At 68.9% G+C, this 25,628-nt stretch carries 26 protein-coding genes and 2 pseudogenes; 13 read left to right on the top strand and 15 right to left on the bottom strand.

Features of this window, described 5'->3' with window-relative positions; genetic code table 11:
• On the bottom strand, positions 1–1,279 hold a 1,279-nt coding region (locus CF165_RS42150), incomplete at its 3' end, for a hypothetical protein (RefSeq protein WP_205661139.1).
• Positions 1,280–1,823: 544 nt separating this feature from the next.
• Here CF165_RS42150 and CF165_RS54145 point away from each other — a divergent pair.
• Positions 1,824–2,087, top strand: a pseudogene (locus CF165_RS54145) (transposase); the annotation flags it as partial.
• A 239-nt stretch (positions 2,088–2,326) separates the two neighbouring features.
• A complete protein-coding gene (locus tag CF165_RS51465; protein ID WP_158226913.1) occupies positions 2,327–2,479 on the top strand; it encodes a hypothetical protein in 153 nt (50 codons plus the stop codon).
• A 16-nt stretch (positions 2,480–2,495) separates the two neighbouring features.
• Here CF165_RS51465 and CF165_RS42160 read toward each other — a convergent pair whose 3' ends face one another.
• The 4 genes from CF165_RS42160 to CF165_RS42180 form a co-directional block, all read right to left on the bottom strand.
• On the bottom strand, positions 2,496–3,239 hold the full coding sequence (locus CF165_RS42160) for a hypothetical protein (protein ID WP_093953198.1): 744 nt from the start codon (positions 3,237–3,239) through the stop codon (positions 2,496–2,498).
• A 500-nt stretch (positions 3,240–3,739) separates the two neighbouring features.
• Positions 3,740–4,048, bottom strand: a complete 309-nt coding sequence (locus tag CF165_RS42165; protein WP_093953199.1) for an STAS domain-containing protein — start codon at positions 4,046–4,048, stop codon at positions 3,740–3,742.
• A gap of 227 nt (positions 4,049–4,275) precedes the next feature.
• On the bottom strand, positions 4,276–4,536 hold the full coding sequence (locus tag CF165_RS42170; RefSeq protein WP_240522054.1) for a DUF1883 domain-containing protein: 261 nt from the start codon (positions 4,534–4,536) through the stop codon (positions 4,276–4,278).
• A gap of 1,071 nt (positions 4,537–5,607) precedes the next feature.
• Positions 5,608–6,528, bottom strand: a complete 921-nt coding sequence (locus CF165_RS42180; protein WP_205661141.1) for a 2-dehydropantoate 2-reductase — start codon at positions 6,526–6,528, stop codon at positions 5,608–5,610.
• 46 nt (positions 6,529–6,574) lie between these two features.
• Here CF165_RS42180 and CF165_RS42185 point away from each other — a divergent pair, with 46 nt between their 5' ends.
• On the top strand, positions 6,575–7,111 hold the full coding sequence (locus CF165_RS42185; protein ID WP_093953201.1) for a CGNR zinc finger domain-containing protein: 537 nt from the start codon (positions 6,575–6,577) through the stop codon (positions 7,109–7,111).
• Between the two features lie 7 nt (positions 7,112–7,118).
• On the opposite strand, the gene CF165_RS42190 is transcribed toward CF165_RS42185, so the two are convergent.
• The 3 genes from CF165_RS42190 to CF165_RS42200 all read right to left on the bottom strand — a co-directional run bounded on the left by CF165_RS42190 (position 7,119) and on the right by CF165_RS42200 (position 10,742).
• Positions 7,119–7,307: a hypothetical protein gene (locus CF165_RS42190; protein WP_093953202.1), complete on the bottom strand. Its 189-nt coding sequence runs from the start codon at positions 7,305–7,307 to the stop codon at positions 7,119–7,121.
• Between the two features lie 649 nt (positions 7,308–7,956).
• Positions 7,957–9,546 carry an FAD-binding protein gene (locus CF165_RS42195; RefSeq protein ID WP_093953203.1) on the bottom strand — a complete coding sequence of 530 codons (1,590 nt, stop codon included), beginning with the start codon at positions 9,544–9,546 and terminating at the stop codon, positions 7,957–7,959.
• A complete protein-coding gene (locus CF165_RS42200) occupies positions 9,546–10,742 on the bottom strand; it encodes a cytochrome P450 (RefSeq protein WP_093953204.1) in 1,197 nt (398 codons plus the stop codon). Before CF165_RS42200 ends, CF165_RS42195 begins: the two co-directional genes overlap by 1 nt.
• A gap of 119 nt (positions 10,743–10,861) precedes the next feature.
• Here CF165_RS42200 and CF165_RS42205 point away from each other — a divergent pair, with 119 nt between their 5' ends.
• From CF165_RS42205 to CF165_RS42215, 3 genes are read left to right on the top strand one after another with little or no spacing between them, the layout of a single operon-like run.
• Positions 10,862–12,340, top strand: coding sequence for an aldehyde dehydrogenase (locus CF165_RS42205; RefSeq protein WP_093953205.1), 1,479 nt, complete (start codon positions 10,862–10,864; stop codon positions 12,338–12,340).
• Between the two features lie 13 nt (positions 12,341–12,353).
• The gene (locus CF165_RS42210; RefSeq protein ID WP_093953206.1) at positions 12,354–13,103 is read left to right on the top strand and encodes an SDR family oxidoreductase; all 750 of its coding nucleotides are present in this window, start codon (positions 12,354–12,356) and stop codon (positions 13,101–13,103) included.
• Positions 13,100–13,471, top strand: coding sequence for a carboxymuconolactone decarboxylase family protein (locus CF165_RS42215; protein WP_093953207.1), 372 nt, complete (start codon positions 13,100–13,102; stop codon positions 13,469–13,471). The genes CF165_RS42210 and CF165_RS42215 overlap by 4 nt, the downstream gene beginning before the upstream one ends.
• On the opposite strand, the gene CF165_RS42220 is transcribed toward CF165_RS42215, so the two are convergent.
• A complete protein-coding gene (locus tag CF165_RS42220) occupies positions 13,468–14,649 on the bottom strand; it encodes a cytochrome P450 (RefSeq protein ID WP_093953208.1) in 1,182 nt (393 codons plus the stop codon). The genes CF165_RS42215 and CF165_RS42220 overlap by 4 nt on opposite strands.
• 72 nt (positions 14,650–14,721) lie before the next feature.
• Here CF165_RS42220 and CF165_RS42225 point away from each other — a divergent pair, with 72 nt between their 5' ends.
• Together CF165_RS42225 and CF165_RS53075 are read left to right on the top strand one after the other, a co-directional pair.
• Positions 14,722–15,558, top strand: coding sequence for an NAD(P)-dependent oxidoreductase (locus tag CF165_RS42225; protein ID WP_240522055.1), 837 nt, complete (start codon positions 14,722–14,724; stop codon positions 15,556–15,558).
• Between the two features lie 51 nt (positions 15,559–15,609).
• Positions 15,610–16,206, top strand: coding sequence for a TetR/AcrR family transcriptional regulator (locus CF165_RS53075; protein WP_240522062.1), 597 nt, complete (start codon positions 15,610–15,612; stop codon positions 16,204–16,206).
• On the opposite strand, the pseudogene CF165_RS42235 reads toward CF165_RS53075, so the two are convergent.
• The 4 genes and pseudogenes from CF165_RS42235 to CF165_RS42250 form a co-directional block, all read right to left on the bottom strand.
• Positions 16,206–16,505: pseudogene (locus CF165_RS42235) on the bottom strand (transposase); the annotation flags it as partial. The gene CF165_RS53075 and the pseudogene CF165_RS42235 overlap by 1 nt on opposite strands.
• Positions 16,506–16,590: 85 nt before the next feature.
• On the bottom strand, positions 16,591–17,085 hold the full coding sequence (locus tag CF165_RS42240; RefSeq protein ID WP_093953210.1) for a GNAT family N-acetyltransferase: 495 nt from the start codon (positions 17,083–17,085) through the stop codon (positions 16,591–16,593).
• A 99-nt stretch (positions 17,086–17,184) separates the two neighbouring features.
• Positions 17,185–18,813: an AMP-binding protein gene (locus CF165_RS42245; RefSeq protein WP_093953211.1), complete on the bottom strand. Its 1,629-nt coding sequence runs from the start codon at positions 18,811–18,813 to the stop codon at positions 17,185–17,187.
• Entirely contained in the window at positions 18,810–20,036 is a 1,227-nt protein-coding gene (locus CF165_RS42250) for a hypothetical protein (protein WP_093953212.1), read from the bottom strand. The genes CF165_RS42245 and CF165_RS42250 overlap by 4 nt, the downstream gene beginning before the upstream one ends.
• A gap of 88 nt (positions 20,037–20,124) precedes the next feature.
• Between CF165_RS42250 and CF165_RS42255 the strand changes: the two genes are divergently transcribed.
• Genes CF165_RS42255 through CF165_RS42270 form a run of 4 tightly spaced genes read left to right on the top strand, consistent with a single transcriptional unit; the run spans position 20,125 to position 22,989 of the window.
• Positions 20,125–20,904 (top strand): SDR family oxidoreductase, encoded by a 780-nt coding sequence (locus tag CF165_RS42255; RefSeq protein WP_093953213.1) that lies wholly within the window; start codon positions 20,125–20,127, stop codon positions 20,902–20,904.
• A 2-nt stretch (positions 20,905–20,906) separates the two neighbouring features.
• Entirely contained in the window at positions 20,907–22,253 is a 1,347-nt protein-coding gene (gene cyp51, locus CF165_RS42260) for a lanosterol 14-alpha demethylase (RefSeq protein WP_439098545.1), read from the top strand.
• The gene (locus tag CF165_RS42265; protein WP_093953215.1) at positions 22,250–22,447 is read left to right on the top strand and encodes a ferredoxin; all 198 of its coding nucleotides are present in this window, start codon (positions 22,250–22,252) and stop codon (positions 22,445–22,447) included. The genes cyp51 and CF165_RS42265 overlap by 4 nt, the downstream gene beginning before the upstream one ends.
• The gene (locus tag CF165_RS42270) at positions 22,444–22,989 is read left to right on the top strand and encodes a nuclear transport factor 2-like protein (protein ID WP_093953216.1); all 546 of its coding nucleotides are present in this window, start codon (positions 22,444–22,446) and stop codon (positions 22,987–22,989) included. Before CF165_RS42265 ends, CF165_RS42270 begins: the two co-directional genes overlap by 4 nt.
• 41 nt (positions 22,990–23,030) lie before the next feature.
• Here the strand turns inward: CF165_RS42270 and CF165_RS53715 are convergent, their stop codons facing one another.
• Both CF165_RS53715 and CF165_RS42285 read right to left on the bottom strand, forming a co-directional pair.
• Positions 23,031–24,989 carry an FAD-dependent monooxygenase gene (locus CF165_RS53715; protein WP_338023651.1) on the bottom strand — a complete coding sequence of 653 codons (1,959 nt, stop codon included), beginning with the start codon at positions 24,987–24,989 and terminating at the stop codon, positions 23,031–23,033.
• Complete coding sequence (locus CF165_RS42285; protein ID WP_093953217.1) at positions 24,986–25,183, bottom strand: hypothetical protein; 198 nt, start codon at positions 25,181–25,183, stop codon at positions 24,986–24,988. Before CF165_RS42285 ends, CF165_RS53715 begins: the two co-directional genes overlap by 4 nt.
• Positions 25,184–25,411: 228 nt before the next feature.
• Here CF165_RS42285 and CF165_RS53570 point away from each other — a divergent pair, with 228 nt between their 5' ends.
• Positions 25,412–25,543, top strand: a complete 132-nt coding sequence (locus CF165_RS53570; protein ID WP_276209768.1) for a hypothetical protein — start codon at positions 25,412–25,414, stop codon at positions 25,541–25,543.
• Positions 25,544–25,628 lie beyond the last annotated feature (85 nt).

Here is a 25,628-nt window from a genome sequence, read left to right on the forward strand (position 1 = left end):
TGGCGGCGTCACGGAAGATCAGTTCGGCCTCGGCTTCACGCCCATCCTGCTCGCCCAGCAAGACTCCCAGGTTGAACAGGGCCTCCGAATCATGGGTGGCAGCGGAGACAAATACCTGCTCGGCGACGTCATGGCGACCGGCGAGATAGGCGGTAACGCCAATGCGGAGGCTTTGTCTCGAGGTGAGCGCGGCGACGAGGACGGTCCAGGTTGTGTCACTCACGGGTCCCGTGAGTGGCGAGGCTGAGGCGGTATGAGCTTGCCGGGTACGGTCGAGCAGGTAGTCGGAGGCGAGATACCGCCGGTCGGGGGCAGGTTGCAAGCAGGAGCTGGCACCCAGGACCCGGCGGGTGGCCCAGCGCAAACCAACATCGAGCGGGGGCAGGTCGGCGCGATTCCGCCACGCGGGCGGAAGAAACTGGATATGCAGGTCGGCCAGGAGCGTGGCGGGCACGGGATCATGGTGTCCGGCGCGGCGGCAGTCGACCGCCGCGCTGATGAGGGCCTGGCCGCGGATGAACTCAGGCGTCTCGCCAGTGCTCCAGCGGTCCATCATCGCCGCCCCAGCGGCGAGGTACTCAGCGAATCCTTCCGGCGCGATGACCGCGCGCCGGACCCGGGCGTCGCGCTCACCAACGCGGGCCGCGCGGATTTGTTCGGTGTCGGTGAGCGCCGCAGCAACTCTGATTCGACGGCGACCACGGACCCCGGCCAGGACCTCCACCGCAGCCCGGTCGATAACCGTGCCGGTGCCGGCGATGGAGCGGGTGGCGGCGTGGGTATGGAGGGCAAGTTGCTCATCGCGCATCGTTGCGACCATCGCCACCCCGGTATTCCTGGGCGAGCACAGTCGCTGCACCAGCCCGACATCGAGGCCTTGGGCGCCGAGGTAGCGTTCAAGGTCATCGAGCCAGAGTACCGTTTCTGACAGGTCTACCCCGGCGTCGACGATTTCCCGCAGCGCCGGGCCGCCGTCTGGGACGAGAAGCTTGTGGTCGGGTCGTAGCCGGCGCAGTGCCTCGGCCGCGGCCCGGGATTTGCCCACTGCGGCTGGGCCGTGCAGCAGCACCAGCCCTCCAGCGTGGATGGCCCACTCCAGGTCCACATCGATGTCCCGGGCGACATAGGGCGGTAGATCGGAGCCGTCCTCCGCGTGGGTGTCGATCGCCGGTTTGACACGCAGGTCGAGCAACCCCACCCCTTTCACCGGCGGCAGCTCGCCATCGACCAGGTGCAGCGCCCGTCCCACCAACGGATTCGCCGCTCCTTCCGCCGTCACTGTGAGCGGGGTAGCCGACCGGCCGAACAGCCACCGCCGCAACCCAGGTGTGAATAGAGCCACCGCAGCTACGATTCCCGCGGGCCAACTCAGCCCTTCCAACACGTTCCGAATAGGATGTTGATCGGCCAGCAGCCAGCTCGGAGGCCCGAACATTCCAACCGCCCACACCACCGCAGCCGCCACACCAACCACTACTGCGACTCGCGGCCACCGGCGAGAGCTCACCTCAGTTCCTCCCACCTCGCTTGCGCCTCGGCGCGCTCACCACTCGCTACATACTGTCGCACGCGATCTAAGTCTGTTTCACGGGTCAAGTTCGGTTTCCCGCACCGGGAGCCGACACCTTTCATCATTCGAACACAAGTCCTGTTCGAGGTTCTGGGTCGCCCGTGACTCCCCACGCAGGTGTCTCCGGGGGACTGTAAAACGAGCGGTGTAACTCCTGATCATGGAAGTGCACCTGATGACCGACATGATGTCCGGCGTGCAGACCGCTGAGGACCCGAGCCCGGAGACTGGCCTGGATGGCCTGGATGAGTAGCTGGTTGCGCAGCTGGTGAGCCGTGCGAAGGCTGGTGGGCTGGCGCTGACCGGTAAGGGCGGGGTGCTGGCGCAGCTGACCAAACGGCTGCTGGAGTCGGTGCTCGAGGGCGAGATCACCGATCACCTCGGCTATGACAAGTACGATCCGGCCGGTCGCGGGACCGGCAACTCCCGCAACGGCACCCGCGCCAAGACCGTGCTCACCGACGTGGGCCCGGTCCGGATCGATGTGCCGCGGGACCGGGACGCCAGCTTCGAGCCGTCGCCGATGACGATCATCCGACGCGCGTGCCACGTCGGCGTGAAGGCGATGTCGTGCCCGTTGCTCACCCGGATTTCTTCCGACGCTTCGACGATTGCGGACGCAGGCGAGCGATTCCCTCTCAGAAGCGTCTTCGCCCGCGTCTTCCACGGCTCCCCCCGCCTGCACCGGCGCTGCCCGGCGTACCCGCGGTGCTGCGGAGCATCGAGGAGGATCCGTGGGCGCTGCGGAACCGGGTAGTGGAGACGGCAGCGCTGCTGCGGGAGGCCGGGGCGGAGGTGAAGCTGCGCATCGACCTGGGAACCGAGCACATCACCACCGACGAAGCCTGCGCGACAGCAACCGAACTGCTCACCACAGCGGCGGCTCACGTGTCCGGTCGCCGCGTCTGAGAAGTCGCGGGTTTCGTCAACCTTTCGCGATCATGGTCATCGCTCGTATCGCAGCCTTTCCCAGCCTGTTCGTCGGTTGTGTCCAAGGCTCGCGCGTCGAGTACTCCGCCAGCGTGCCGACCTTCAGCTCGGGTGCCCCAGATTCCACCCCGTTCAGGGCGTTGCTGCACTTCCCCCATTTCCCGGACAGGCCGAGGCTCTCTCGCAGGAACTGGGCCGGCTCCTTCTGCGCCTTCGCAGCGGGGTCATCCGAGACGAAATTGGCCGCCTCATAGACTGCTCGACCGCAGGTGACCAGGGCATTCCTCGTGGGTGAACCTTGCGCGCCGATCCTTGCGAACGCATCGACGACCTTCGCTTGACGACTCTCGCCGACCGAGCCCTTGAACAGCGCTATCGCCTGCCAGCCGAATGTCGAGGATTTGTCGAGACGCAAGTGCAGTTCTCCGGGTGTTGCCCCGATGACGGCATGCTGGCCAGGTTCCACGGCCACGCCCGCGGTCCCGCCGCGTATTTCCCGGAACAAGCCGACATCCGTGGGTATCGGAAGCGTCGCGGATACCTCGGTAAGACCTGCGGGCTGGTCGACGATCCAGACGGTCGACGAATTGTTCACCACGTCCACCGTACGAAGACCGATGTCTGCGCACACCGTAAGGCCGAACTGAGCAAGTAGCTCGTCGAAGTTCTCAGTCACCAGCGTGAGAGTGTTCGGAAAGAGGCCGGCACAGGCAGTGCTCGTCGTCGGCAGCACGGTCACCGACGTGGAGTCCGCGATGGTCGCGGTTAACGGAGGCGGAGTTGACGTCCGGTCCGTCCTGCCACCCAGCCAGCCACAGCCGGCCAGGACTGCAGGGAACAGCAGGAGTGCGGCTCCTCGCCGCCATGAATTCTTCTGTGGCATGTTTCCTCCCACTGTTCCGGAGATCTGAAAGTCGCCGATTTCCCGGCGCCCGTTACGACTGCCTCACCCGATGGTGATCACGACTGTGCATCGATCGTGCCGCCCGGAACCTGAAGGTTGCTGCGGCGACCCGAGCAACCCTCAAGAGAGAAAGTCGCCAGGGTGCGCCGCCGCACATCGCGTACCCTGCGCGCCCCTTTGGACAGCACTCCGAAAGAAGTCCCGATCCGGGAGGGAGCTACCGCCACCATCGACGCAATCAGCTGCCGCCTCGAGGCGGACGCCCTCTGCTGGCAGGCGGGACCGGTGTATTCAGTGCCGATGTCGCAAGGAGAAGCGCACCGACGTCGTCGCTGTCAGGCTAGGAGGTCGAGCACTCCAGCGAGCTGCAAAAAGTGCCGAACTTCGCCATGGGCATAACGGACGCGATACGACGCGCCATGCTCAATGGCGGTGATGTGCCCAGAAAGCAGGGTGTGAATTCCAGCGGAGCTCAGGGCCGTCACCTGGCCCAGGTTGATCAGGAGTAAGTCCAGACGATCTGTGAGGATCAACCCTTGGATCCGGACCCGGAGGGCGTCAGGCGCGAATCCCGACATCTCACCAGCCACATGCAGCTCGACATCGTTCACGCTGTTGTAACGGGTGCTCATGGTGAAAACCATGACCGGAATCCTGTCCTCAGATCAAAAGCCAGCCGCCACGCGGGCGCCCAACGCGAGATTCTCAGCCTACGCCGTCGTCGTGGCTCCTCGCCACCGCCATCTTTCGATCGACGAAGTGCCCCGCCAGGCTGGAGTATCGACGATCTGACCCGCCGCGCGCTCAAGAAGGACGCCGTCAGGACCTGTGGGCCGCCAACGCGGCCGCGGCCGCCCGGCACGGCGAGTGCTCACGCGACGATCGTGACCTCGGCTCGGAAACGGCTCACGGTCAACCCTTCGGTGTCCACAGCGACATACCAATGCCCATCGACCGGGATTGTGACATCGAATGGCCGTATTGTCGCGACTCCGCCGATCATGCGGTATGCGATTCTCTTCTTGTATGCATCGATATTGGCCTTCGTCATCAGCCGGACGTTCGCCATGACGTCCAGTTCGACCCGGACGATGATGGCTCTGCTCAGCCAGCCAAGATCGAACACCGTCACGTCCGACACCATGGCAACCTCCGGGAAGACGAAAGTCCTCCTCCGTTCGGCTATTTCAACCGGAGTCCGAGCGAAATATCAGGCCTCAATAGGGTCGAGTGTGCTGAATCCACTGTTACAGCATCGAATGAGTTAGGAATTCACGGTCGAGTACGGCTACGCCTTCGCCGGCCTTCATCGCGTTCGCTTTGACGTCGGCGGCCGGACGGTCTGGTCTACCCGGGTTTACAGATCGTGTCCTTGACGGCGTCCTGCGCACCGCGGGATTCACGGCGCCGGGGGTGCAGTTCGGGTCGGGAACGGCTGGCCGTCCCGGGTGCCCCCGGCGATCGTCCCAGCATCGACTTCATGAAGCGGGTTCTTCGTGGTCTTCACGCAATGATGTAGCTTGTGGGCGCCGAAAATCACGTCCACGCAGGTCAAGCGGCCTGTCCGTACTCATGGAGGACTCCGCCGAGACGGGCGTGCCGGCGTATCACGAGGCGTTCAATCCGCTCAGGTTCAAGGGCCTGAGCCCGGCTCGCAGGGTGCCGCGGCAGCAAGCGACCGGTGAGTTCGATGCAGGTTGTAGTGCCGCTCGTACTCACGAAGCGCGCGCCGGAGGTGCCCCTCATCCAGATCAACATGCGGTCCAATCTTGGGACAGACCCCTTCTCCGTCTAGGTCGAGACCTGCTGCAGAGTCAGGTGATGCGCCAGTCACATCCAGGCGCCTCACGGATCGAGGCATCGGCATGGATCGAGGGTCACGAACCATCGAGAAACTCTTCTGCGCATCGGCACGCACGCCCTTTGCCGCACTTTCTTCCATTCAGACCACGCCTGCCACGGATCGGCGAACGTCGTCTGCCACAGCTCGTGACCGCTCCGCGGTCACGAGCCGGATCCCGGGCTGAGCCGCGGCTCGCAGCTATCGGTCGCTGCTGGGGATGTTGTTCGGCTCGGTGCTCACCAGCGCGGGCGGCCCCGGCATCGGGGCGGTGCGGGCCGAGCCGGTGGTGGCGTATTTCCGCCGGATGGTCACGTCCGAGGTTCCTGCTGGTCGGCGCGGTCCGCGAACCCAGCACGGCCGCTAACGGGCATCGGCCACCGCGCTCGCCAGTTCGTAGAGCACGGTGTTGACCGGCGTCGGCACCCTGGCTTCGCGGCCGAGCCGCACGACGGCCCCCGTCCAGGCCTCCAGTTCGGAGGACCGGCCCGCGCGGATGTCCCGCTGCAACGACGTCGTCCCCGACTCGGGCAGGTCGTCCAGGAACGCCATCTCCGCGGCCACGGCGTCGTCGGGGAACGCGATGTCCCTGGCCCGTCCCACCTGCTGGATCTCGGTCATGACGTCCTCGATCAACCGCCGGATGCCGGGCCGTGACCGCAGCGCGCCGTACGGAGCGTCCAGCACGGTCGCGACCGCTCCGACCGACGCCAACGCCAGGAACTTCCGCCAGAGCGCGGCCCAGACGTCTTCGGCCACGACGGCCGTCAGGCCCGACTCGGTCAAGGCGTCGCGGAGCGCCACCACCCGCGGCGTCGGGCGGTTGTCCCACTCGGCGAAGGTGAGTTTGCCGCCGCCGATCTGCCGGATCCGGCCGGGGCCCTCGAGGAAGGCGATGACCTCGACCGCGCCGGGCAGCACGGCCTCGCGGCCGATCACGTCCGCCACCTGCTGCGGAGCCTCGACGCCGTTCTGCGTGGTGACGACCGCGGTGTCCGGGCCCAGCAGGGGCTTGAGGGCGGCGATCGCCGGCGGCAGCTGCCAGGTCTTGACGCCCAACACGACGTAGTCGACCTCGCCGATCTCGCTCGTGTCGTCGGTCGCCCGCGCCGGGGTCGCCACGAAGTCCCCCACCACGCTTGCGACCTGCAGGCCGCCACGTTTCAACGCCGCGAGGTGCTCGCCTCGGGCGACGAAGCTCACTTCGTGCCCCGCCTTCGCGAGCCGTCCGCCGAAGTACCCGCCCACGCCACCGGTGCCGAGCACCGCGATCTTCAGTGTCATGCCCGTGACGTTACCCCATTAACCGGTAACTCGGTAGGATAGGCGCATGACGACGTTCCGCTGGCACGGCGGCAGGCTCTCGGTGAACTTCACCGCGACCCTGGGCATGCGCTGGGGCCCGGTGGTCGAGCGGCTGCGGGAGCCCGCAGACCTGGCCCGCTGGTTCCGGGACGCGGACATGACCGGCGAGCTCGTCGAGGTTTCGGCGGCGGACCTTGCTGAGGCGCGTGACCTGCGCGAAGCGCTGTACGCGCTGTTCGTCGGGATGAGCACGGACGTGAGCCTGGTCAACCGGTGGCTCGCGAACCCGGTCCCGAGCGGGACACTCGAGGTCGTGTCCGGAAAACTGACCCGGCTCCCGCCGGACACCGACGCACGAGGGCTGCTCGGCCTCGTCGCTCGCGACGGCGCGGACCTGCTGACCGGCCCCTGGGCCCATCGGATCCACGAATGCGAACGCCCGGACTGCTCGCTGCTGTTCGTCGACGAAAGCCGGGCGGGCGCACGCCGATGGTGCTCGATGGAGACCTGCGGGGCCCGGTCGAAGATGGCCCGCTACCGCGCTGCCCAGCCGGGGACCTAGTGCTGCATCATGCAACGTTGGATAGGTAATCCGGGCGACGGATCTTGGAGTTGACCGCGAAGCGGCGTTTCGGGTGACAGTGGCGGTTGCGCCAGCGGAGGTACCCGGCGATGGCGGCCTCCTGAGCAGCGTGGTTGGGGTAGTCACTGCCGTCGAGGGTGAAGTAGCGGACCGCAACGCGGAACTGCGAACTCACTGACCGGCCGGTGACAACAACGCGAATGATCTGCGGGGCCCCTACCCCGCTCCTCCATCAACTTCTCGATCGGCAAGCTCCCGGCGCAGCGCGTCCCGTGCCGCGCGGACATCCCCGACGTCCTCTTCCCGATCTCCCACGACGCCAGCCATACACGGCTCGAGGACGGCCCACGAACTCGGCCGCGCCGTCCGCTCAGTGGGCCAAGCACACGTTCACCACGAAGGGCGAGTTCTTCTACAACGACCCGATCTTCCCTCAGAACACCGGCAAGATCGTCGTGACCTAGCGGGCTACCGAACGTCGCTCACTCCGGTTCTCGAGTGGGCGACGTTCGCGGTCGGCGTTTGCTGTGGGCCGGAGCGGGATCCACGGTGGCCGGGATGCCTCTCTGCCGGAGTACCGGCGTTCTCCTGGCAAAGGCGTCCGACGATGAGGTCGCCGACGCGTCCGCGCTGCCCCGCGTCACGTCGGGAAACACACTACTGTCGACAAGGCGAAGAGTGGGCGAAGTTCAGTCAACTCGCCATGGAGTACGACCCAAGCCGCCATTCGACGCCGGTTCCCCGAGGGCGCCGGACCCGAAGTAGTCGGCGACCGACACCGCACGGCAGCAATTCGGCAGTTCACCCAGCGACTGGCGGCAGGATCAGTGCAGGTTCGCCACCGTCGCTCCCGCTCTGCGGCCGGAGAACACGCAGTCGGCGATGGCCAGTCCACTGACGTAGGACTCCGAGCAGACGCCCACCGCGTTCCGTCCCGCCGCGTAGAGTCCTGGTATCGCGCTGCCGTCCGCGCGGATCACCGCGCCGGTCTCCTCCCGCACCGCGAGCCCGCCCAGCGTGATGATCGGGCAGGGAAAGCCGGGCTGGGTGCGCAGTGAGCAGTCCAGCGCGTAGTAGGGAGCCGTCTCGAGTGGACGGACGTGCTCGGCGTCCTTGCCCATCGCGTCCGGTTTCCCGGCCCGCGCATCGGCGTTGTACGCCTCGATCGTGCGGCGCATCCGGTCCGGGTCGGCCCCGATCCGGCCGGCCAGTTCCTCGAGTGTGCCTGCTGCGGCGTGACCGACGAGGAACAGGTACTTCATCTGCATCCACTGGAACCACAGCGTCTGGCCGGGCAGCTGCCGTTTCGCGTCGTCGAGGATGCGCCGGTCCACGATCAGGTAGGCGCCGGCCGCCGGCTGCCGGGCGATGTGGTCACCGATCTTGGCGCCGTAGAGGGTCTCGTTGCAGACCCGCTCGCCTTCGGTGTTCACCAGGACGCCGTCGACCAGCGCGATCGGCGGGTTGAAGAACCGCCAGGCGGACACCCGGTCCAAGCGGTCCGCGACCCCACCCGCCTCGACGCCGAGCCGGATGCCGGTCCCGTCGTCGCCGATGGTGCCCAGCGACGAGCCGCCCTTGTAGGCGGGTGCGTGTTCGGCGAGCATCTTCCGGTTGAACACGAACCCGCCGGCAGCCAGGATCACGCCGCGGCGGGCCTGGAACCGCCGCACGACGCCGCGCCTGTGCTCCAGGTCGCGGATCGGGCGGTCGAGCATCCGGCCCAACGGCCGGTAGTAGACGTTGAGCTTGCGGTTCGCCTGCGCCATCACCCGGTGGGCGAAGCGGGCGAAGGGCGCGGTGATCTCCCGGCACTCGACGCCGATCACGCGGCCGGACTCGTCGGTGAGCAGGCGGGCGGCCGCGGTCTGCCGGCGCACGGTGATCGGCCGGCGCGCCACCGCCTTGCGCAGTGCGGCGAACAGCGTCCGGCCCGACATCCCGGCGCCATGCGTGCGGTGGCCGCGCGGCGCCGGCGGCGCCTGGTCGCGGTACGGCGGCGCGAGCTCGTTTCCCGAGTAGTAGAGGTAGTAGTCGTTGGTCGGGTACGACGTCTTCCTCGGCGCCATGCTGGCGTCGAACGGAACGCCGTTGTCCTCCAGCCAGCGGAGGTTCTCCACGCTCTGGGCGCAGAACCGTTTGAGGGTCGCTTCCGACACAGCGTCCCCGGTCTCCAGCCGCAGGTAAGCCAGCATCGCCTCCGCGCTGTCCGCAAACCCCGCCGCCACCTGCTGCCGGGTGCCGCCACCCGCATAGACGATGCCGCCGCTGATGGCCGTCGCCCCACCGCCGGAGAACCGGTCCACCACCAGCACTTCACAGCCCCGGTCGGCCGCTTCGATGGCGGCGCAGGCGCCCGCGCCGCCGAATCCGACGATCACGACGTCGGCCTCGTCGTCCCAGGATCCGGACATCAGACCCGTTCCGGCTTGAACGTCACCGGCATCGACTGGATACCCGACACGAAGTTGGCCGGGCACCGTGGCAGGGGAACCTTGGCCTCCTCGGCCAGCCGGAGCTCGGGCAGCCGGGTGAACAGCCGGCTGAACATCTCCTCGAGCTCGAGCCGGGCGAGGCGGCTGCCGAGGCAGAAATGCGCTCCGAAGCCGAAGGCGACGTGGTCGTTCGGCTGCCGGGTGATGTCGAACTCGTCCGGCCGCTCGAACACCTCCTCGTCCCGGTTGGCGGACGGGTAGAGCAGCAGCACCTTCTCCCCCGCCCGGATCTCGGTGTCGCCGATGGTGGTGTCGGCAGTGGCGGTCCGCGCCATGTTCTTGATCGGTGACACCCAGCGGAGCATCTCGTCGAGCGCGGTCGGCAACAGGCCGGGATCGGCGCGCAGCCGCGCGTGCTGGTCCGGGTGGGCGAGCAACGCCTCCATGCCGCCGCTGAGCACGTGGCGGGTGGTCTCGTCCCCGGCGATGAGGATCAGCAGGGTCTCCATGGTGAGCGAGTCGTCGGCGAGCCGGTCGCCGTCGACCTCGGCGTTCGCGAGGATGCCGATGAGGTCGCTCTCGCAGCCGTCGCGCCGCCGCTGCGCCGTCCTTTCGGCGATATAGCCGGTGTACTCGCTGAACGCCGTCATCGCGCGGGGCAGCGCGCCGGGGTCGGGCGAGCCCAGCGCCCCCATCATGTCGTCCGACCAGCGAAGCAGGTCGGGGCGGCCCTCCGGCTCGACGCCGAGCATGTCCCCTATCACGAACAACGGCAGGGGCGCCGCGAGATCTCGCACGAAGTCGCATTCCCCCCGTTCGCGGACACGGTCGATCAGGTAGTCGCAGATCTCGCCGATCGCGGTCCGGCGCGCCTCCACGGCCTTGGGCCGGAAGCCCGTGTCGACCAGACGCCGTCGCCGTCGATGTTCGGGATCGTCCATGTCGATCATGTACGGCATGGCGGCCTGGTCGGGACGAATGCCCTCGGCGTTCGAGAACAGCGCCGGCGCGGCGGCGACGGCCTTGATGTCGTGGTACCGGGTCACGCCCCACACACCCGACCGGGAATCTCGATAAACGGGCTGGTTCCGCCGCAGCCACGCGAACGCGGGATACGGATCGCCGGCGTAGAACGCCCCGTCGAGGAGGCTGACGTCCGGAGCACCGTCGCTCATACCCGTTCCTCCCTCGCCCGGGTTCTTGCCGGCACCTGCACCGAAGCCAACTTGACAGCTGTCCATACGCTTGTCAACGCGCTTGCGTCGGACATGACGACAAACTATCGTCTGGACACATGTCCAGCCACAATGCCTTCTGGCGGGGTGAATCTTCGAGGCTGCTCGTCGACGGCACGCTGCGGCACGGCCGCGCCGGCGAGTTCCCCACGCTCAACCCGGCGACGGAGGAGGTGCTCGGCTTGGCGGCGAACGCCGACGCCGCCGATCTGGACGACGCCGTCGGCGCCGCGCGCCGCGCCTTCGACGACACGGACTGGTCCCGCGACACCGCTCTGCGGACCGGTTGCCTTCGGCAGCTCAACGAGGTGCTGCGGGCCCACGGCGACGACCTGCGCGCGCTGACCGTGGCCGAGGCGGGTGTCCCGGTCGCCCTGACGTACGGCCCGCAGCTGGACATTCCGGTCGCGGACCTCATGTGGTTCGCCGATCTCGCGGACGGCTACGCCTGGAGTCAAGACCTCGGCGTCGCTGCGCCCATGGGGGTGCGCAGCCGGCGCACGGTCCGGCGGGAGCCGGCCGGGGTGATCGCCGCGATCACGCCGTGGAACTTCCCGCACCAGATCACGTTCGCCAAGCTCGGGCCCGCACTCGCCGCAGGCAACACCGTGGTGCTCAAGCCCGCCCCGGACACGCCGTGGTGCGCCGCCGCGCTCGGCCGTCTGATCGCCGAGAAGACAGACTTCCCACCCGGCGTGATCAACATCGTCACCTCCGCCGACCACAGCATCGGCGCCCGGTTGACCGACGACCCCCGGGTCGACCTCGTCTCGTTCACCGGCTCCACCGCCACCGGACGGTCGGTGATGACCACGGCGGCCCGGACCTTGAAGAAGGTCTTCCTGGAACTCGGCGGGAAGTCCGCCTGTGTCGTGCTCGACGACGCCGACCTGGCGGCGGCGTGTGCGATGGCCGCGTTCATGGTGTGCACGCACGCCGGGCAGGGCTGCGCGCTGGCGACCCGGCTTCTCGTGCCACGCACCCGTTACGACGAGGCGGTGGAGGCGACCGTCGCGGCCATGAGCCGCATCCGCTGCGGCGATCCCACCGACCGCCGGACCATCTGCGGACCGCTGATCTCCGCCCGGCAGCGCGACCGCGTCGAGGGCTACCTCGCGCTCGCCGCGGACGAGGGCGGCAAGATCGTCTGCGGCGGTGGCCGCCCCGCCAAGCACCCGAAGGGTTTCTACGTCGAGCCGACGCTGATCGCCGGCCTGACCAACGACACCCGGGTGGCGCGGGAGGAGATCTTCGGTCCGGTGCTGGTGATCCTGCCGCACGACGGCGACGACGACGCGGTGCGCATCGCCAACGACTCGCCCTACGGCCTGTCCGGCGCCGTCCACGGCACCGACCCGGACCGCGCCCGATCGGTGGCCGCCCGGATCCGGACCGGCACGCTCAGCGTCAACGGCGCGGTCTGGTACTCGGCCGACGCGCCGTTCGGCGGCTACAAGCAGTCCGGGATCGGCCGCGAGATGGGTGTGGCCGGTTTCGAGGAGTACCTGGAAACCAAGCTCATCGCCGAACCCGCATAGAAGGGGAGAACCCGTGGGTCGATTCGACGAGAAGGTCGCCATCGTCACCGGCGCGGCACAAGGCATCGGCGAGGCCTACGCCCGCGCCCTCGCCCGCGAGGGGGCCGGCGTGGTCGTGGCGGACCTCAACACCGACCTCGGCGAACAGGTCGCGAAACAGATCACCGCCGAGGGTGGCACCGCGGTGTGCACCAGGGTCGACGTCTCCGACCCCGGCTCCGCAACCGCGCTGGCCGAGTCCACAGCAGACCGTTTCGGCGGCATCGACTTCCTGGTCAACAACGCCGCGATCTACGGCGACATGAAACTGAACCTGCTGCTGAAGGTGGACTGGGACTACTACAAGAGGTTCATGGGCGTGAACTTCGACGGAGCCCTGCTGTGCACCCGTGCCGTCGTGCCTCACATGAAGAAACGCGGAGGCAGCGCGATCGTCAACCAGTCCTCCACCGCGGCCTGGACCTACTCGTCCTTCTACGGCTTGGCCAAGGCCGGGATCAACGGTCTCACCCAGCAGCTCGCGACCGAGCTGGGCTGGTCGGGGATCCGCGTCAACGCCATCGCGCCCGGCCCCATCGACACCGAGGCCACCCGCGCCGTGACCCCACCCGAGATCGTCAAGGAGATGGTCGGCCGGTTGCCGATCAGCCGCATGGGCACCCCGGCCGACCTCGTCGGGATGTGCCTGTTCCTGCTGTCCGAAGAGGCCGGCTGGATCACCGGGCAGATCTTCAACGTCGACGGCGGGCAGGTCCTGCGATGACCGACAACCGCAGGCGCGGCCTCGACATGATGCGCCTGGTCTACGGCTGGGAGATGACCGACCAGCCCGGCGAGTTCTTCGCGCAGACCGTCGATCATCTGTTCGCCGAGATCTGGACCAGGCCGGGACTGTCCCTGCGCGACCGCCGGCTCCTCCTGCTGGGGGCGATCACGGCACAGGGTCTCGACGAAATCGCCACGATCCAGGCCACCGCCGCACTGCACAACGAAGAACTCGACGCCGACCAACTGCGCGAGGCGGTCCTGTTCCTCACCCACTACGTCGGCTGGCCACTGGGCACCAAGCTGTTCACGGCTGTCGAGAAGGTGATCGCGAAACACGAGAAAGCCGGTGAGAACGGTTCCTAGCGGGCGGTGATCCTGGCCGGCAAGGTGGCGAACCCGCGTACGTTCGTCGAGTGCACGCGCTCCGCGGCCGCGTCGTCGATCTCGTAGTCCGCGACGCGGCCGACGATTTCCGTCAGCGCGACCCGCGCCTCCAACCGCGCCAGTGACGCGCCGAGACAGAAGTGCACCCCCGCGCCGAAACTGGCCAGCTGGTGGTTGAATTCGCGGCCGATGCGATAGGAGTCCCCGCCGGGGAAGGCGTCCTCGTCCCGGTTGGCCGACCCGATCAGGAGCAGCACCCGCGCGCCCTCCGGGACCGTCCGCCCGTGGTACTCGAGATCCGTGGCCGCCGTGCGCACGATGATCTGGCTCGAGGTGTCATAGCGCAGTGTCTCCTCGACCCACGCCGGCACCAGCGCCGCGTCGGCCAGCACCCGCGTGCGCTCATCGGGATTGCGCCAGGCCCAGTAGAGCGCGTTCCCGAGCAGCTTGGTGGTGGTCTCGTTGCCCGCGACGACCATCAGGAACACGAAGCCGATGACCTCCTCGTCCTTGAGACGCTCGCCGTCGATCTCCGCGTCCAGCAGCGCCGAGACCAGGTCCTCGCCGCGGTGGCGCCGCCGCTGCGCGAGCATGTCCGCGTAGTACCCCGCCAGTTCGATGGCCGCCTCGACGGCCGGAGGTGGCACGTCCAGCACGCCGTCCTCGCGGTGCATGACGGTGTCGGCCAGGGCACGCAGCCGATCCCGGTCCGCCGCGGGCACCCCGAGCAGCTCGGAGATCACGTCCATCGGCAGCTTGCCGGCGAACTCGCCGATGACGTCGAACTCCTTGCGCTCCAATGCCTTGTCGAGGTGCTGCCGGGTCAGCTCCGCGACCCGTCCTTCGAGTTCCCGCACCCGCCGGGGGGTGAAACCGCGTGACACCAACGCACGCATGCGCAGGTGGCGCGGCTCGTCCATGGCCAGGAAGGACATCGTCCTGTGCGCGTGCGGCCCGTAGGCCAGCGGGTCCAGCGATACGCCGTTGGCACTGGACAACCTTACGTTGTCGCGGAAACCCGCGGTCACGTCGGCATACCGGGACAGCGCCCAGAAATCCAGCTCCTCGTTGCGGTAGAGCGGCGCGTGCGCACGTAACCACGCATACGTGGGATACGGATCCTCGTGGAAGTCGTAGGCGTACGGGTTGAACGTCATACTGGACACATGTCCAGACAGTACTCTACAGTCCAGGCGGATGTCTATTCCTAGGAGGCAATGGTGAAACCGGTGGGTTTCGTCGGTCTCGGCCAGATGGGAGCGCCGATGGCGCGGCGGCTGCTGGGCTGGCCCGGTGGTCTTGTCGTCCACGACGTCCGGCCCGACGCGCTGGTGCCGTTCATCGAGGCCGGCGCCCGCGTGGCGGGCAGTCCCCGCGAGGTGGCCGAGTCCGCCGAGGTGATCTCGCTGATGGTCCGCGACGACGCCCAGGTCGAGGAGGTGCTGTCGGGACCGGCCGGCCTGCTGGAGACGGCCACCCCCGGCACGGTCGTCGCCATCCACTCCACCATCGCCGCCGGTACCGCGACCCGGCTGGCGGAAGCCCACGGGCCGCTCGGGATCGAGATCGTGGACGCACCGGTTTCCGGCGGTGCGCCCGGCGCGGCCAAGGGTGACCTCGCCGTCATGGTCGGCGCCACGGACTCCGCGTTCGAGCGTTGCCGCGACGTGTTCGCGCTGTGGGCCGGCCACACCATGCACGCGGGCCTCCCGGGCGCCGGCACCCGCGCGAAGCTGGCACGCAACCTCCTGCACTTCGTGTCCTTCGCCGCGGCGGCCGAAGCCCAGCGCCTCGCGGAGGCGGCCGGACTGGACCTGCTCGAACTGGGCAAGGTCGTGCGGCACACCGACGCCATCACCGGCGGACCCGGCGCGATCATGCGGCGCCCCACGACCGCGCCGGTCGCGGCCGACGACGGCTGGTACCCGATCCTGTCGCACGTACGAGATCTGGGGCACAAGGACCTCACGCTGGCGATCGCGCTCGGGGAGGAACTCGAAGTGGACACCCCACTCGCCCGCTTGGCGCTGGAGCGACTCGCCGCCGGCCTCGGCGTCGTGCCCTGACAGCTGTCCGGACAGATATCATGTGGACATGACCGAGAGCCCGGCACCGTGATGGAACCCGTACGCCGCATCGTCGACGGCCGCCGCGCCGACACGGTCCAGCGCCTGCTCACCGCCGCGCTCAACGAGGTCCGCTCTGTCCCCTACAGCGACCTCACGGTCCGTTCGGTGGCCAAACGCGCCGAGGTCTCCCCCGCGACGGCCTACACCTACTTCTCCTCCAAGGAGCACCTGGTCTGCGGGATCCTGTGGCAGCAACTGCAGGACCTCCCGGCGCCGCCGGCCACACCGCGCCGGTCCCCGTCGGCCGCACTCGCCGCCGCGGTCCACGGCGTCACCGACGTGTTCACCAAAGAGCCGGAGCTGAGCCGGGCATGCACCATCGCCCTGCTCACCGACGACCCCGAAGTACGGCGCCTCCGCGACCAGATCGGCACCGCACTCCTCCGCCGGGCCGGCGACGCGATCGGACCCATGCCGACGGCGGCCCGCGAGACGTTCGCCATGGCCTTCATCGGCGCCCTGGTCCTCGCCGGCACCGGCTACATGACCTTCGAGGACCTCCCCGGCCGGCTCGGCAAGGTGACCGACCTGCTGCTCGCCGACACCCGCCGTCGCGCGAAGGATCCGAAGCGGCGCGACTCCTAGCGCTGGACGCCGACCGTGCCGGTGCCCTTCTTCACGTCGCCGGTCTCGTCGACCACCAGCACCGCCTGGTCGTCGTGGAGATGCTCCACCACGTAGCCGCGCACGTCGTCGCGGACGGTGTCGGCGTACCACTTCGCCCGCCCCAGCAGGTGCTGCATTCCGTCGGGGGTCGCCTCCCCGGCCCACTCGGCCATTGTCCAGCAGTTCTTTCGTGGCAGGTCCGACAGCAGCCCGAGTACCAACTGGCTGACTCGGCGGCGGGGTTCGACCCGCGCGAACCGTCCCGCGATCCGGCCCATCAGGCCCTCGAACGCCTCCTGCCAGCGGGCAGGGTCTCCGCTGTGACCTGCCTTCCCGCAGCCGAAACACGAGCAAGATCAAGGTCTATGGCTGGAGGTCGCGCTGGTACCAAGTGCCTGACTTGCCGCCGAGATCGGCCGGGTTGGCCGGGCCAACCGGGACGAACCCGGCCTTGGCCAAGACTTTCCGGGACGCGGCGTTGTCGTGGGAGGTGGCCGCCCGCAGTGTGCGCAGGCCGTGCATCGCTGTCGCCATCCGGCACAGCTCCCGGACCGTCGTGGTCGCCACGCCGCGGCCGGCGACCTGCTCCGCAACCCGGTAGCCGAGTCTGGCAGTGCCGTCTTCCAAGTCGTACAGGTTGAACCTGCCGAGTACCGATCCATCCTCGGCGACGAGCACGTAGAAGGCACAGATGCCGGCCTCCTGCTCGGCCAGCGAGGCGTTGTACCCGCTGGTGAACTGGCCGAAGAAGTCGTCGCCGCGGTCGGAGATCGAGGCAGCGAAGTAGGCGCGGTTCGCCAGCTCGAAGGCCAGGACCGCCGGGGCATGGCCAGCATGCAGCCGCTTCAGCTCGGGCATCGCCCGACTCTACCCAGACCGTGCGCTGAGGTCACCTGAGTTTCTGCCAGTGGCAGACAGCCCCAAGACCAGGGCACATAACGATCTACGGCTGGAGCACTAGCCTGCGGCAGCGGACGCCTCTTGGCGGGCCCAGCGGTAGTCCGCCTTCCCGCTCGGCGACCGCACGATCTCCGGGCGGCGCAGGATCGCCTTCGGCGCCTTGTACCCCGCGACATGGCGGCGGCACTCGGCGAGCAGTTCCCGGTCGGTGACGGTGCCGGCCAGCACCACGATGGCCACGACCTCACTCCCCCAGCGAGCCGACGCGCGGCCGACCACCAGCACGTCGCGCACGGCCGGGTGGGCGGCGAGTGCCCGTTCCACCTCCTCGGCGAAGATCTTCTCGCCACCGGAGTTGATGGTGGTCGCGGCGCGGCCGAGCAGCCGGATCGACCCGTCCTCGAGGCGGATCGCGCGGTCGCCCGGCACGCTGTAGCGGCAGCCGGCGAGCACCGGGAAGGTCTCCGCGGTCCGGTCCGGATCGCCGAGATAGCCGAGCGGCACCCGGCCACGGCCGGCGAGCCACCCCTCCCCCTCCCCCGCCCGAAGCTCGCGCCGCCGCGAGTCGTCCAGGACGGTGGTGTTCTCGTCGGGAGTGAAGACCGTGGTGTCCGCGCCGCCGACACGGCTCATCTGGATACCGGTCTCGGACGAGCCGACGGCGTCCAGGAGCACGACCTTCGGCAGCGCCGCGGCCAGGCGCGCGCGGACGGCGGGCGTGAGCGGCGCGCCGCCGTTGCTGACCGCGACGAGCCCGGACAGGTCGTAGCGCCCAATCTCGATCTCCTCGGCCAGCGGGCGGGCCATGGCGTCCCCGACCACCGGCACGCTCACCACCCGCTCGCGTTCGATGGTGTGCAACACGTCGGCCCAGTCCAGCTGCCGCACGCCGTCGGGCAGCACGATCGTGCCGCCCGAGTTGAGGATGTGGAAGCTCGACCACTGAGCCGCCCCGTGGATGAACGGCGCGGTCATGAGGAACCTGATGCCACCGGCCGCCTGCCGGGCGGCGGTGGCGATCTCCGGGTAGCCGGCGAACGGTGTCTTCGTGCCGAACGGCGTGCCGCCCATCGCCGCGAGGTACACGTCGTGCTGGCGCCACAGCACGCCCTTCGGCATCCCGGTGGTGCCTCCGGTGTAGATCAGGAAGAGGTCGTCGCCGTCCGGCACCGGCATGCGGGGTGGTGGCGGGGTGGTCACGACCGACTCGTAGCCGACCGCGCCGGGCAGGAGCAGGTTCCCGCTGTCGTCGGCGACCTGCACCAGCAACTCCAGGCCTGGCAGCTCGTCGCGGATCGCGGCGACGTGCGGGGCGAATTCGGCGTGGTAGACCAGCGCCCGTGCCCCCGCGTCGGCGAGCAGGTACCGCAGCTCCTCGTCGACGTACCGGTAGTTGACGTTGAACGGCACCGCCCTGGCCCGGTACGCGCCGATCATGCACTCGAGGTACTCGTTGCCGTTGCGCAGGTACAACGCGACGTGGTCCTGCCCGGACTCGTGGCCGGCCAGCTCGCCCCGCTCGACGTGGCATCCCAGGCCTTGCCTGACCAAGAAGTGCGCCACACCGTCGATGCGGGCGTTCATGTCCCGGTAGCAGAGGCGGCGATCCCGCCAGACCATCACCTCCTGGCCGGGCACCGCTCGCGCCACCGTGTCGAACACCGTCGACAGCGTGAACCGGGTCACGACCGGCCGACCGGGGTGATCGGCAGCGACCTGCGCGGGGAGAAGGTGAAGGACGACCCGGTGCTGATCCTGGTGACGGCCACCTCGTCGAATTCCTTCGCCGGTTCGTCACGCCACACCACCCGCGCGGACCACTCTTTCGCGTCGCCCGTTGTCTCGACATCGAGACGCGGTTCCACGGCACGCACGATGGCCTGCAGCGGCCGCACTTCGTCCGGGCCGCACAACGAGATCCACGCACCATCCTCATGCGCGGGCGACGCAGTCACGGTCACGGTGTCGCCGACCGTGGCACGCACGTAGGCGGCGGGGTTGAGCAGCGGATGCAGTTCGAGCACCCGCAGCGCACCCTCGACACCACCGGGCAGGCCAAGCGCGCGGTGCAGGCGCTCCGCGGCGATACCCGCGATGCCGGTGAGTTGCTTGACGCACAGCCGACGCGCCTGCTCCGCGTCGGTGCGCTGCCCGACCGCGTGCACGAAGCCGAGATTGAGCAGGTGCATCTGCAGGCAGACCTCGTCGGCCATCCGCACCAGAGCGGACTTGGTGAAGGCAGCGAACTCGAGATCGGCCAGCAACGGCCCGGAGTAGTCGGCCACGCCGTCATCAGCGGGGTCGATCGGGTCGAGTTCCACGGTGGCGGCGTTGGACTTCCGAAGTCGCCGGCAGCCGGGTGACTCGCTCACCGGGGCGTTGGCCTCGTCGATGACGACGGTCCACGCACAGTGCGGGTGCCGGTCGGCCGGCTGCCGGGGCGGCCGGTGGACCGGCCGCACCCGGGCCCGGGGGTTGGTGGCGACCGCGGTCGCGTCGAACGTCGGGTCCTCGATGTCGTGGCACATCGCGATCACGAACTCGTCCCCGAGCGGCTCGACGTCCAGCAACGCGCCGCAGTGGTCGAGCCGGAACTCCCCGTGCCACCGATCGTGCACCGTATAGCGGAAATCCATGAACTGCGGCGGCGCGCCGATGTCGAGCTGCAGCCCTTTGAAGATCGTCACGACGTCGTCGCCCTCGAAGTGCAGCGCCCGCTGCATCCGCCGGGTGTAGACCGGGCTCGCGGCCATCCACTCCTCGATCGCGATCCGCGTCATTTCCTCCCGGCCGAACGCGCCGATGCACCACGCCATCCCCGACCGGTCGATCAACTGCCCCGCGAGCAACAGTTCCGGCAGCAGGGCGGCCAGTTCCTCGCGACGCAACGTCGCATACCTGCTCGGCAAGAGACGGCCCTCCGAATCCTACGGCCTTGAGATTGCCAGTAGTCCGTACTATCGTCTGGACACATGTCTAGCACAGGGGCTGGTTGACATGCCACGGTTCGAGCCACATCCGGAGAAACGGCCGTCGATCGTCACCGGCGCCTCATCGGGGATCGGCGCCGCCACCGCGATCGCCCTCGCCGAGGCGGGCCACCCGGTCGCACTGGGCGCCCGCCGGGTGGAGAAGTGCGCGGAGGTCGCCGAACGGATCCGCGCGGCGGGCGGCGAGGCCGTCGCCATGTCGCTGGACGTCGGAGACGACGAGTCGGTCCGCAAATTCGTCGCCACCGCAACGGAAACGCTCGGTCCGATCGAGATCCTCGTGTCGGGGGCCGGCGGTCTCGTCCCGGCGCGGATCCACGAAACGGACTCCGACAGTTTTGCGGAACAGGTCTCGGTGAACCTCGTCGGCGCACACCGCATGGTGTCGGCCGTCGTGCCGGACATGGCCGGCCGCCACCGTGGGGACGTCGTGTTCATCGGCTCCGACGTCGTGCCGGCGCCACGCCCCGGCATGGGCGCGTACGTGCCGGCCAAGTCCGGACTCGAGGCGATGGCCTACGCGATGCGCATGGAGCTGGAAGGCACCGGCGTGCGCGCCTCCCTGGTCCGGCCCGGCCCGACCGTCTCCGACCTGGCCGCGGGCTGGGACCAGCAAGCCACCCTGACCATGCTCGAGGACTGGAAGCTGTGGGGTTTCGTGCGGCACCCCTACATGCTGCGCGCCTCGGACATCGCCGCCGCCGTGACCACGGTCGTGTCCGCGCCCCGCGGCGTCCACCTGACCGTCGTCGAGGTCCAGCCCGAGGCACCCCTGCGGGAGGGATGATCGTGCTCGAACCACGACAGGTGTCCGGCGGCGAAGCCGAACACGGCCACCTGGAGGAACTGCGCACCGATCCCATCGGCCTGATGCGACGGGTGCGCGCCGAGTGCGGCGACGTCGGCGCGTTCGACCTCGCCGGACGGCGAGTGGTGCTGCTGTCCGGGGCCGAGGCGAACGAGTTCTTCTTCCGGGCCGGCGATGATGACCTGGACCAGGCCGGGGCTTACCCGTTCATGAAGCCCATCTTCGGTGAAGGCGTGGTGTTCGACGCGCCGCCGGAGCGGCGCAAAGAGATGCTGCACAACCAGGCGCTGCGCGGCGAGCACATGAAAGGCCACGCGGCGACCATCTCGCGCGAGATCGACCGCATGGTCGCCGGTTGGGGCGACGCCGGCGTGATCGACCTGCTCGACTTCTTCGCCGAGCTGACCATCTACACCTCGTCCGCCTGCCTGATCGGCACCAAGTTCCGCGACCAGCTGGACAGCCGGTTCGCCCAGCTCTACCACGAGCTGGACCAGGGCACGGACGCGCTCGCGTTCGTCGATCCCTACGCGCCGATCGAGAGTTTCCGGCGCCGGGACAAGGCCCGCGCCGGACTCGTCGACCTCGTGCAGGACATCATGAACCGTCGTGCCGAGGGGCCACGGCCGGCACGCGAGGAGCGCGACATGCTCGACGTGCTGATGTCGGTCAAGGACACCGACGGCAGCCCGCGCTTCTCCGCCGACGAGATCACCGGCATGTTCATCTCGATGATGTTCGCCGGGCACCACACCAGCTCCGGCACCGCCGCCTGGACCCTGATCGAACTGCTGCGCCACCCCGACGCGCTGGACGGCGTGGTCGCCGAGCTGGACCGGCTCCACGCCGACGGCTCGGCCGTCAGCTTCCAGGCACTGCGCGAGATCCCGCGGCTGGAGTCGGCGGTCAAGGAGGCGTTGCGCCTCCACCCACCGCTGATCCTGTTGCTCCGGGTCTCGAACGGCGACTTCACCGTGAACGGGCACTCGATCAAACGCGGCGACTACGTCGGGGCCACCCCCGCCATCTCCAACCGGATCCCGGAGGACTTCCCCGACCCGGACGTCTTCCTCCCGGCCCGCTACGCCGAACCACGCCAGGAAGACCTGGTCAACCGCTGGACCTGGATTCCCTTCGGCGCCGGGCGGCACCGCTGCGTCGGCGCGGCGTTCGCCATGCTGCAGCTCAAGGCCATCTTCTCCGTGCTGCTCCGCGACTACACCTTCGAACTGGCCCAGCCGTCGGAGACCTACCGCAACGACCATTCGAAGATGGTCGTCCAGCTGGCCCAGCCATGTCAGGTGCGCTACTGCAGGCGCACGTCGTGAAGGTCGAGGCCGACCTGGACCTGTGCCAGGGACACGCCATGTGCCAGTTGGAGGCGCCCGAAGTCTTCGACGTCCCCAAGCGCGGCACCGTGATCATCCTCGCCGAGACCCCGCCCGCCGTGCTGCGCCCGCGGGTCGAGAGCGCCGTGCGGAACTGCCCCACGCAAGCACTGTCCATAGTGGAGGAATCGTGACCGCATTCCCGCGCGAAGAACTCGACGAGATGGTACGGCGCTGGCTCGACGCCAACGAACGCTGCGAGAAGACCGGCGACTGGCAGCCACTCGCCGAGATGTACACCACCGACGCCACCTACGGCTGGCACAACGGCCCCGACGACGAGTTCATGGCCGTCGGCCGCGACGAAATCCGCGACCACGCCCTCGGCACCGAGATGTACGGCCTCGACGGATGGACCTACCCCTACCAGAAGGTTCTCATCGACGACCAGGCCGGCGAGGTCGTCGGCTTCTGGAAGCAGGTAGCCGACGCCCGCCGGCCCGACGGCTCCCCATACGTGGTCGCCGGCATCGGCGGCAGCTGGTTCCGCTACGCCGGCGACTGGCAGTGGTCCTGGCAACGCGACTTCTACGACTTCGGCAACGCGGCGGCCCTGTTCATGGAAATGATCAAGGACGGCTCCCTGTCCGACGGGATGCGCAAGCGCATCGAACGCGCCGCCGCACCCCAGCCCGGCCACCACCCACGCGGCCAGTCACCGGTCGGCATCTGGTGAGGGATTACGGACGGACGAGAGTGCAGCCTGGACGGGCCGGATCAAGCTTCGAGCCCTTGGTCAGGCAGTCCGACATCGGGGCGACCTGCTGGCCGTACCCTCGGCCCTGCACAGAGGTCACGGTTCCGTCCAGGCCGGACCTTCGCACTCTCCGCCCCAAGCTGCGCGTACGTCTTGTCCAGGCGGTAGAGCGCTACGTCGGTGCCGGTCATCGTCGCGTACACGAGCCTGTTCGCACGGGCGCTCGCCTGGGGGTAGCCCTGGCGGTCGGCGATGGCACCTCCCGGTCGGCAGGCTGGTCCACCAGCGCCTTCCCTGGGGTGGGACGGTCCCCTTGTACGCAATGCCTTCTCGCCGCTTTGTTGCGGTGTCTCGTTAGGTACTTCCTCGGGGCGCCACTGGAGGCCGGCGGCGTGCTGGTCGGCGACAAGGTCACCCTGGACATCGACGTCTCGGCGGTCAAGCGCTCCGGCTGACGCCGACCCGGTCCAGGTAGTCCCGCACGGCAGTCCTTCTCGCGCCGGGTGCGCGCAGCGCGAGGTAGCCATCAGGCCGCACCAGGACGAGGGTGTCCCCGGTGACGCCGTACGCGGTCCGCGCGTGCCCCTCGACGTCGACCAGATCGGCACCGCTGCCCGGCGCGCCGACCGGCACCGGCTTGACGAGTCCACGGTGGGCGGTGCCGACGTCCTGCAGTGGACCGGCGCAGGACTCGCGAAGCCGAGCAGGGTGAAATGCGGGCCGCGGAAGGCGTCGAACAGCCGCCGTGGCGTGCCGGAGCTGTCCACGCAGGGCGCGTCGGGCGCACGATCACCGGCGCGCGGTCCATTCCCGGCGTCGCCGTCGACGGACAGCGAGCTGGCCGGGTAGCCGAGCCCGAGCTGCTGGCCGTCCGGGTCCGCGCCGTCCACGATGTCCGTGCTGCCACCGTTGACGAACCGCTCCGCGACCCTGCGCAGCCCCTCGGCACTCACGCCGAGCGTCCACGAGGCGACCGGGAGCCGCTCTTCCTGGTAGCTGTCCAGCAGCGACTGCCCCGCGCCGGAACACACCATGGCGAGCTTCCAGCCGAGGTTGTACGCGTCCTGGATGCCGGTGTTCATGCCGAGGCCGCCGGCCGGCGGATGCACGTGCGCTGCGTCGCCGGCCAGCAACACCCGGCCCACCCTGAACCGGTCGGCCATCCGCACGTTCACCCGGTACGTGGACAGCCAGCTTGCCTTCGAGAGCCGGATGCCGTGCCCGCCGGCGAGATCGTCCACGATCCGCCGGAAGTACGGCAGCGAGGGTTCGGGGAGGCTGCCCTCCGCGCCGAAGTCGCTGAACGGTACGGCCTGCAGTTGCCAGGACCGCTCGTGGCGGAACGGGCACAGGGCCAGGAACCCGCGCCGGCGGACGGTCCACTGGTACCAGGCGTCCGGTTCGAGCCCGCCGAGCTCGACGTCCCCGAGCAGCATGGCCTGCTCCCCGTTCTGGCCCTCGAAGCGCACGCCGAGTGCCTTGCGCACGGTGCTGCGGCCGCCGTCGCAGCCGACCAGGTAGCGCGCAGCCACCCGCTCCCCGGTATCCAGCACCGCATGCACACCGTTCGCGGACTGGCTGAACTCGGGGAGGCCCGCGGCCAGTTCCACCCGCACGCCGTCCTCGGCGAGCCGCGCGCGCAGGATCCGCTCGATCCGCCACTGCGGGATCAGCAGCCCGCCGTCGTAGGGCCGATCCGGTGTGGGTGCCCGCTGGGCGTGCGGGTCGGCCTCGGCAGCCAGGTCGCCGTCGAGGTACCGCCGGTGTGGCAGGTGCCGGAACCCGTAGTGCAGCACCTCGTCGGCGACACCGAGGTCGTCCAGCACCTCCTGGGTGCGTGCGGTGAGCCCCTTGCCGCGCGAACCGGGGAAGTGCTCGCCGGCTCGGTCGACGATGCGCACGTCGACGCCCCGGCGGGCCAGCTCGATGGCCAGCGTGAGCCCGGTGGGTGCGGCGCCCGCGATCAGGACGTCGGTCACCGGTCCCCCTCCTGACGCACTGCCGGCGCAGTACCAGGCGCGCCGTCGCCGAGGTTCTGCCGCACCGAGTCGAAGATCCCCAGGCCGACGGTGAGATCGCCGAGGCCGTCGGTGCCGTTGAGCACGGTGACGTTCGCGTCGGACAGGCCCCGCGCGGCCCTGACCGGCGCCGATACGGCATGCATGCTCGCCATCACACCCTTCCTGATCCCGTGCGGTCACTGAGGCGATCGGCGGTGACGCTAGCCGGTTTCCGGGCAGGGTGTCCTCGTGCTGGAGGTGGAGATCGGGGTGGAGACCTGCCTGGGAAATCTCCACCGCGGTCTCCTACCGCGAACCGACGACACACCCGGGGCGGTGTTCGTAGCGTCGTCATCAACAGTTATGCCGTCGCGATAGTGACCATCGAAGGAGCACCACCCATGTTGATCGGATCCCTGCTGGCTGCCGCCGGCCTGTTCACCGGTGTGCCAATCGCGGTGTGGTTGACCGTGGCTGTCCTCGCCGTGGTGGGCGTGGTGGCCTTCAAGATGCGGAGGCGCCGACGGCGTTGACCACCGCTTCGTTGCGCTACGGCAGATGCAGACAAGGAGCGACGACGGTGATAGTGACGGGGCAATGGGTGCCACGGCGATGGTG

The sequence above is a fragment of the Amycolatopsis vastitatis genome, assembly GCF_002234595.1.
GTDB lineage: Bacteria > Actinomycetota > Actinomycetes > Mycobacteriales > Pseudonocardiaceae > Amycolatopsis > Amycolatopsis vastitatis.

Excerpts from the sequence above, each read along its gene's own strand:
- CF165_RS42185 (WP_093953201.1), top strand. The coding sequence starts at position 6,575 with ATGACGACGTTCCGCTGGCACGGCGGCAGGCTCTCGGTGAACTTCACC.
- CF165_RS42180 (WP_205661141.1), bottom strand. The coding sequence starts at position 6,528 with ATGACACTGAAGATCGCGGTGCTCGGCACCGGTGGCGTGGGCGGGTAC.
- CF165_RS42215 (WP_093953207.1), top strand. The coding sequence starts at position 13,100 with ATGACCGACAACCGCAGGCGCGGCCTCGACATGATGCGCCTGGTCTAC.
- CF165_RS42255 (WP_093953213.1), top strand. The coding sequence starts at position 20,125 with ATGCCACGGTTCGAGCCACATCCGGAGAAACGGCCGTCGATCGTCACC.
- CF165_RS42220 (WP_093953208.1), bottom strand. The coding sequence starts at position 14,649 with ATGACGTTCAACCCGTACGCCTACGACTTCCACGAGGATCCGTATCCC.
- CF165_RS42200 (WP_093953204.1), bottom strand. The coding sequence starts at position 10,742 with ATGAGCGACGGTGCTCCGGACGTCAGCCTCCTCGACGGGGCGTTCTAC.
- CF165_RS53570 (WP_276209768.1), top strand. The coding sequence starts at position 25,412 with ATGTTGATCGGATCCCTGCTGGCTGCCGCCGGCCTGTTCACCGGTGTG.
- CF165_RS42240 (WP_093953210.1), bottom strand. The coding sequence starts at position 17,085 with ATGCCCGAGCTGAAGCGGCTGCATGCTGGCCATGCCCCGGCGGTCCTG.
- CF165_RS42205 (WP_093953205.1), top strand. The coding sequence starts at position 10,862 with ATGTCCAGCCACAATGCCTTCTGGCGGGGTGAATCTTCGAGGCTGCTC.
- CF165_RS42165 (WP_093953199.1), bottom strand. The coding sequence starts at position 4,048 with ATGGTTTTCACCATGAGCACCCGTTACAACAGCGTGAACGATGTCGAG.
- CF165_RS53075 (WP_240522062.1), top strand. The coding sequence starts at position 15,610 with ATGGAACCCGTACGCCGCATCGTCGACGGCCGCCGCGCCGACACGGTC.
- CF165_RS42195 (WP_093953203.1), bottom strand. The coding sequence starts at position 9,546 with ATGTCCGGATCCTGGGACGACGAGGCCGACGTCGTGATCGTCGGATTC.
- CF165_RS42285 (WP_093953217.1), bottom strand. The coding sequence starts at position 25,183 with ATGGCGAGCATGCATGCCGTATCGGCGCCGGTCAGGGCCGCGCGGGGC.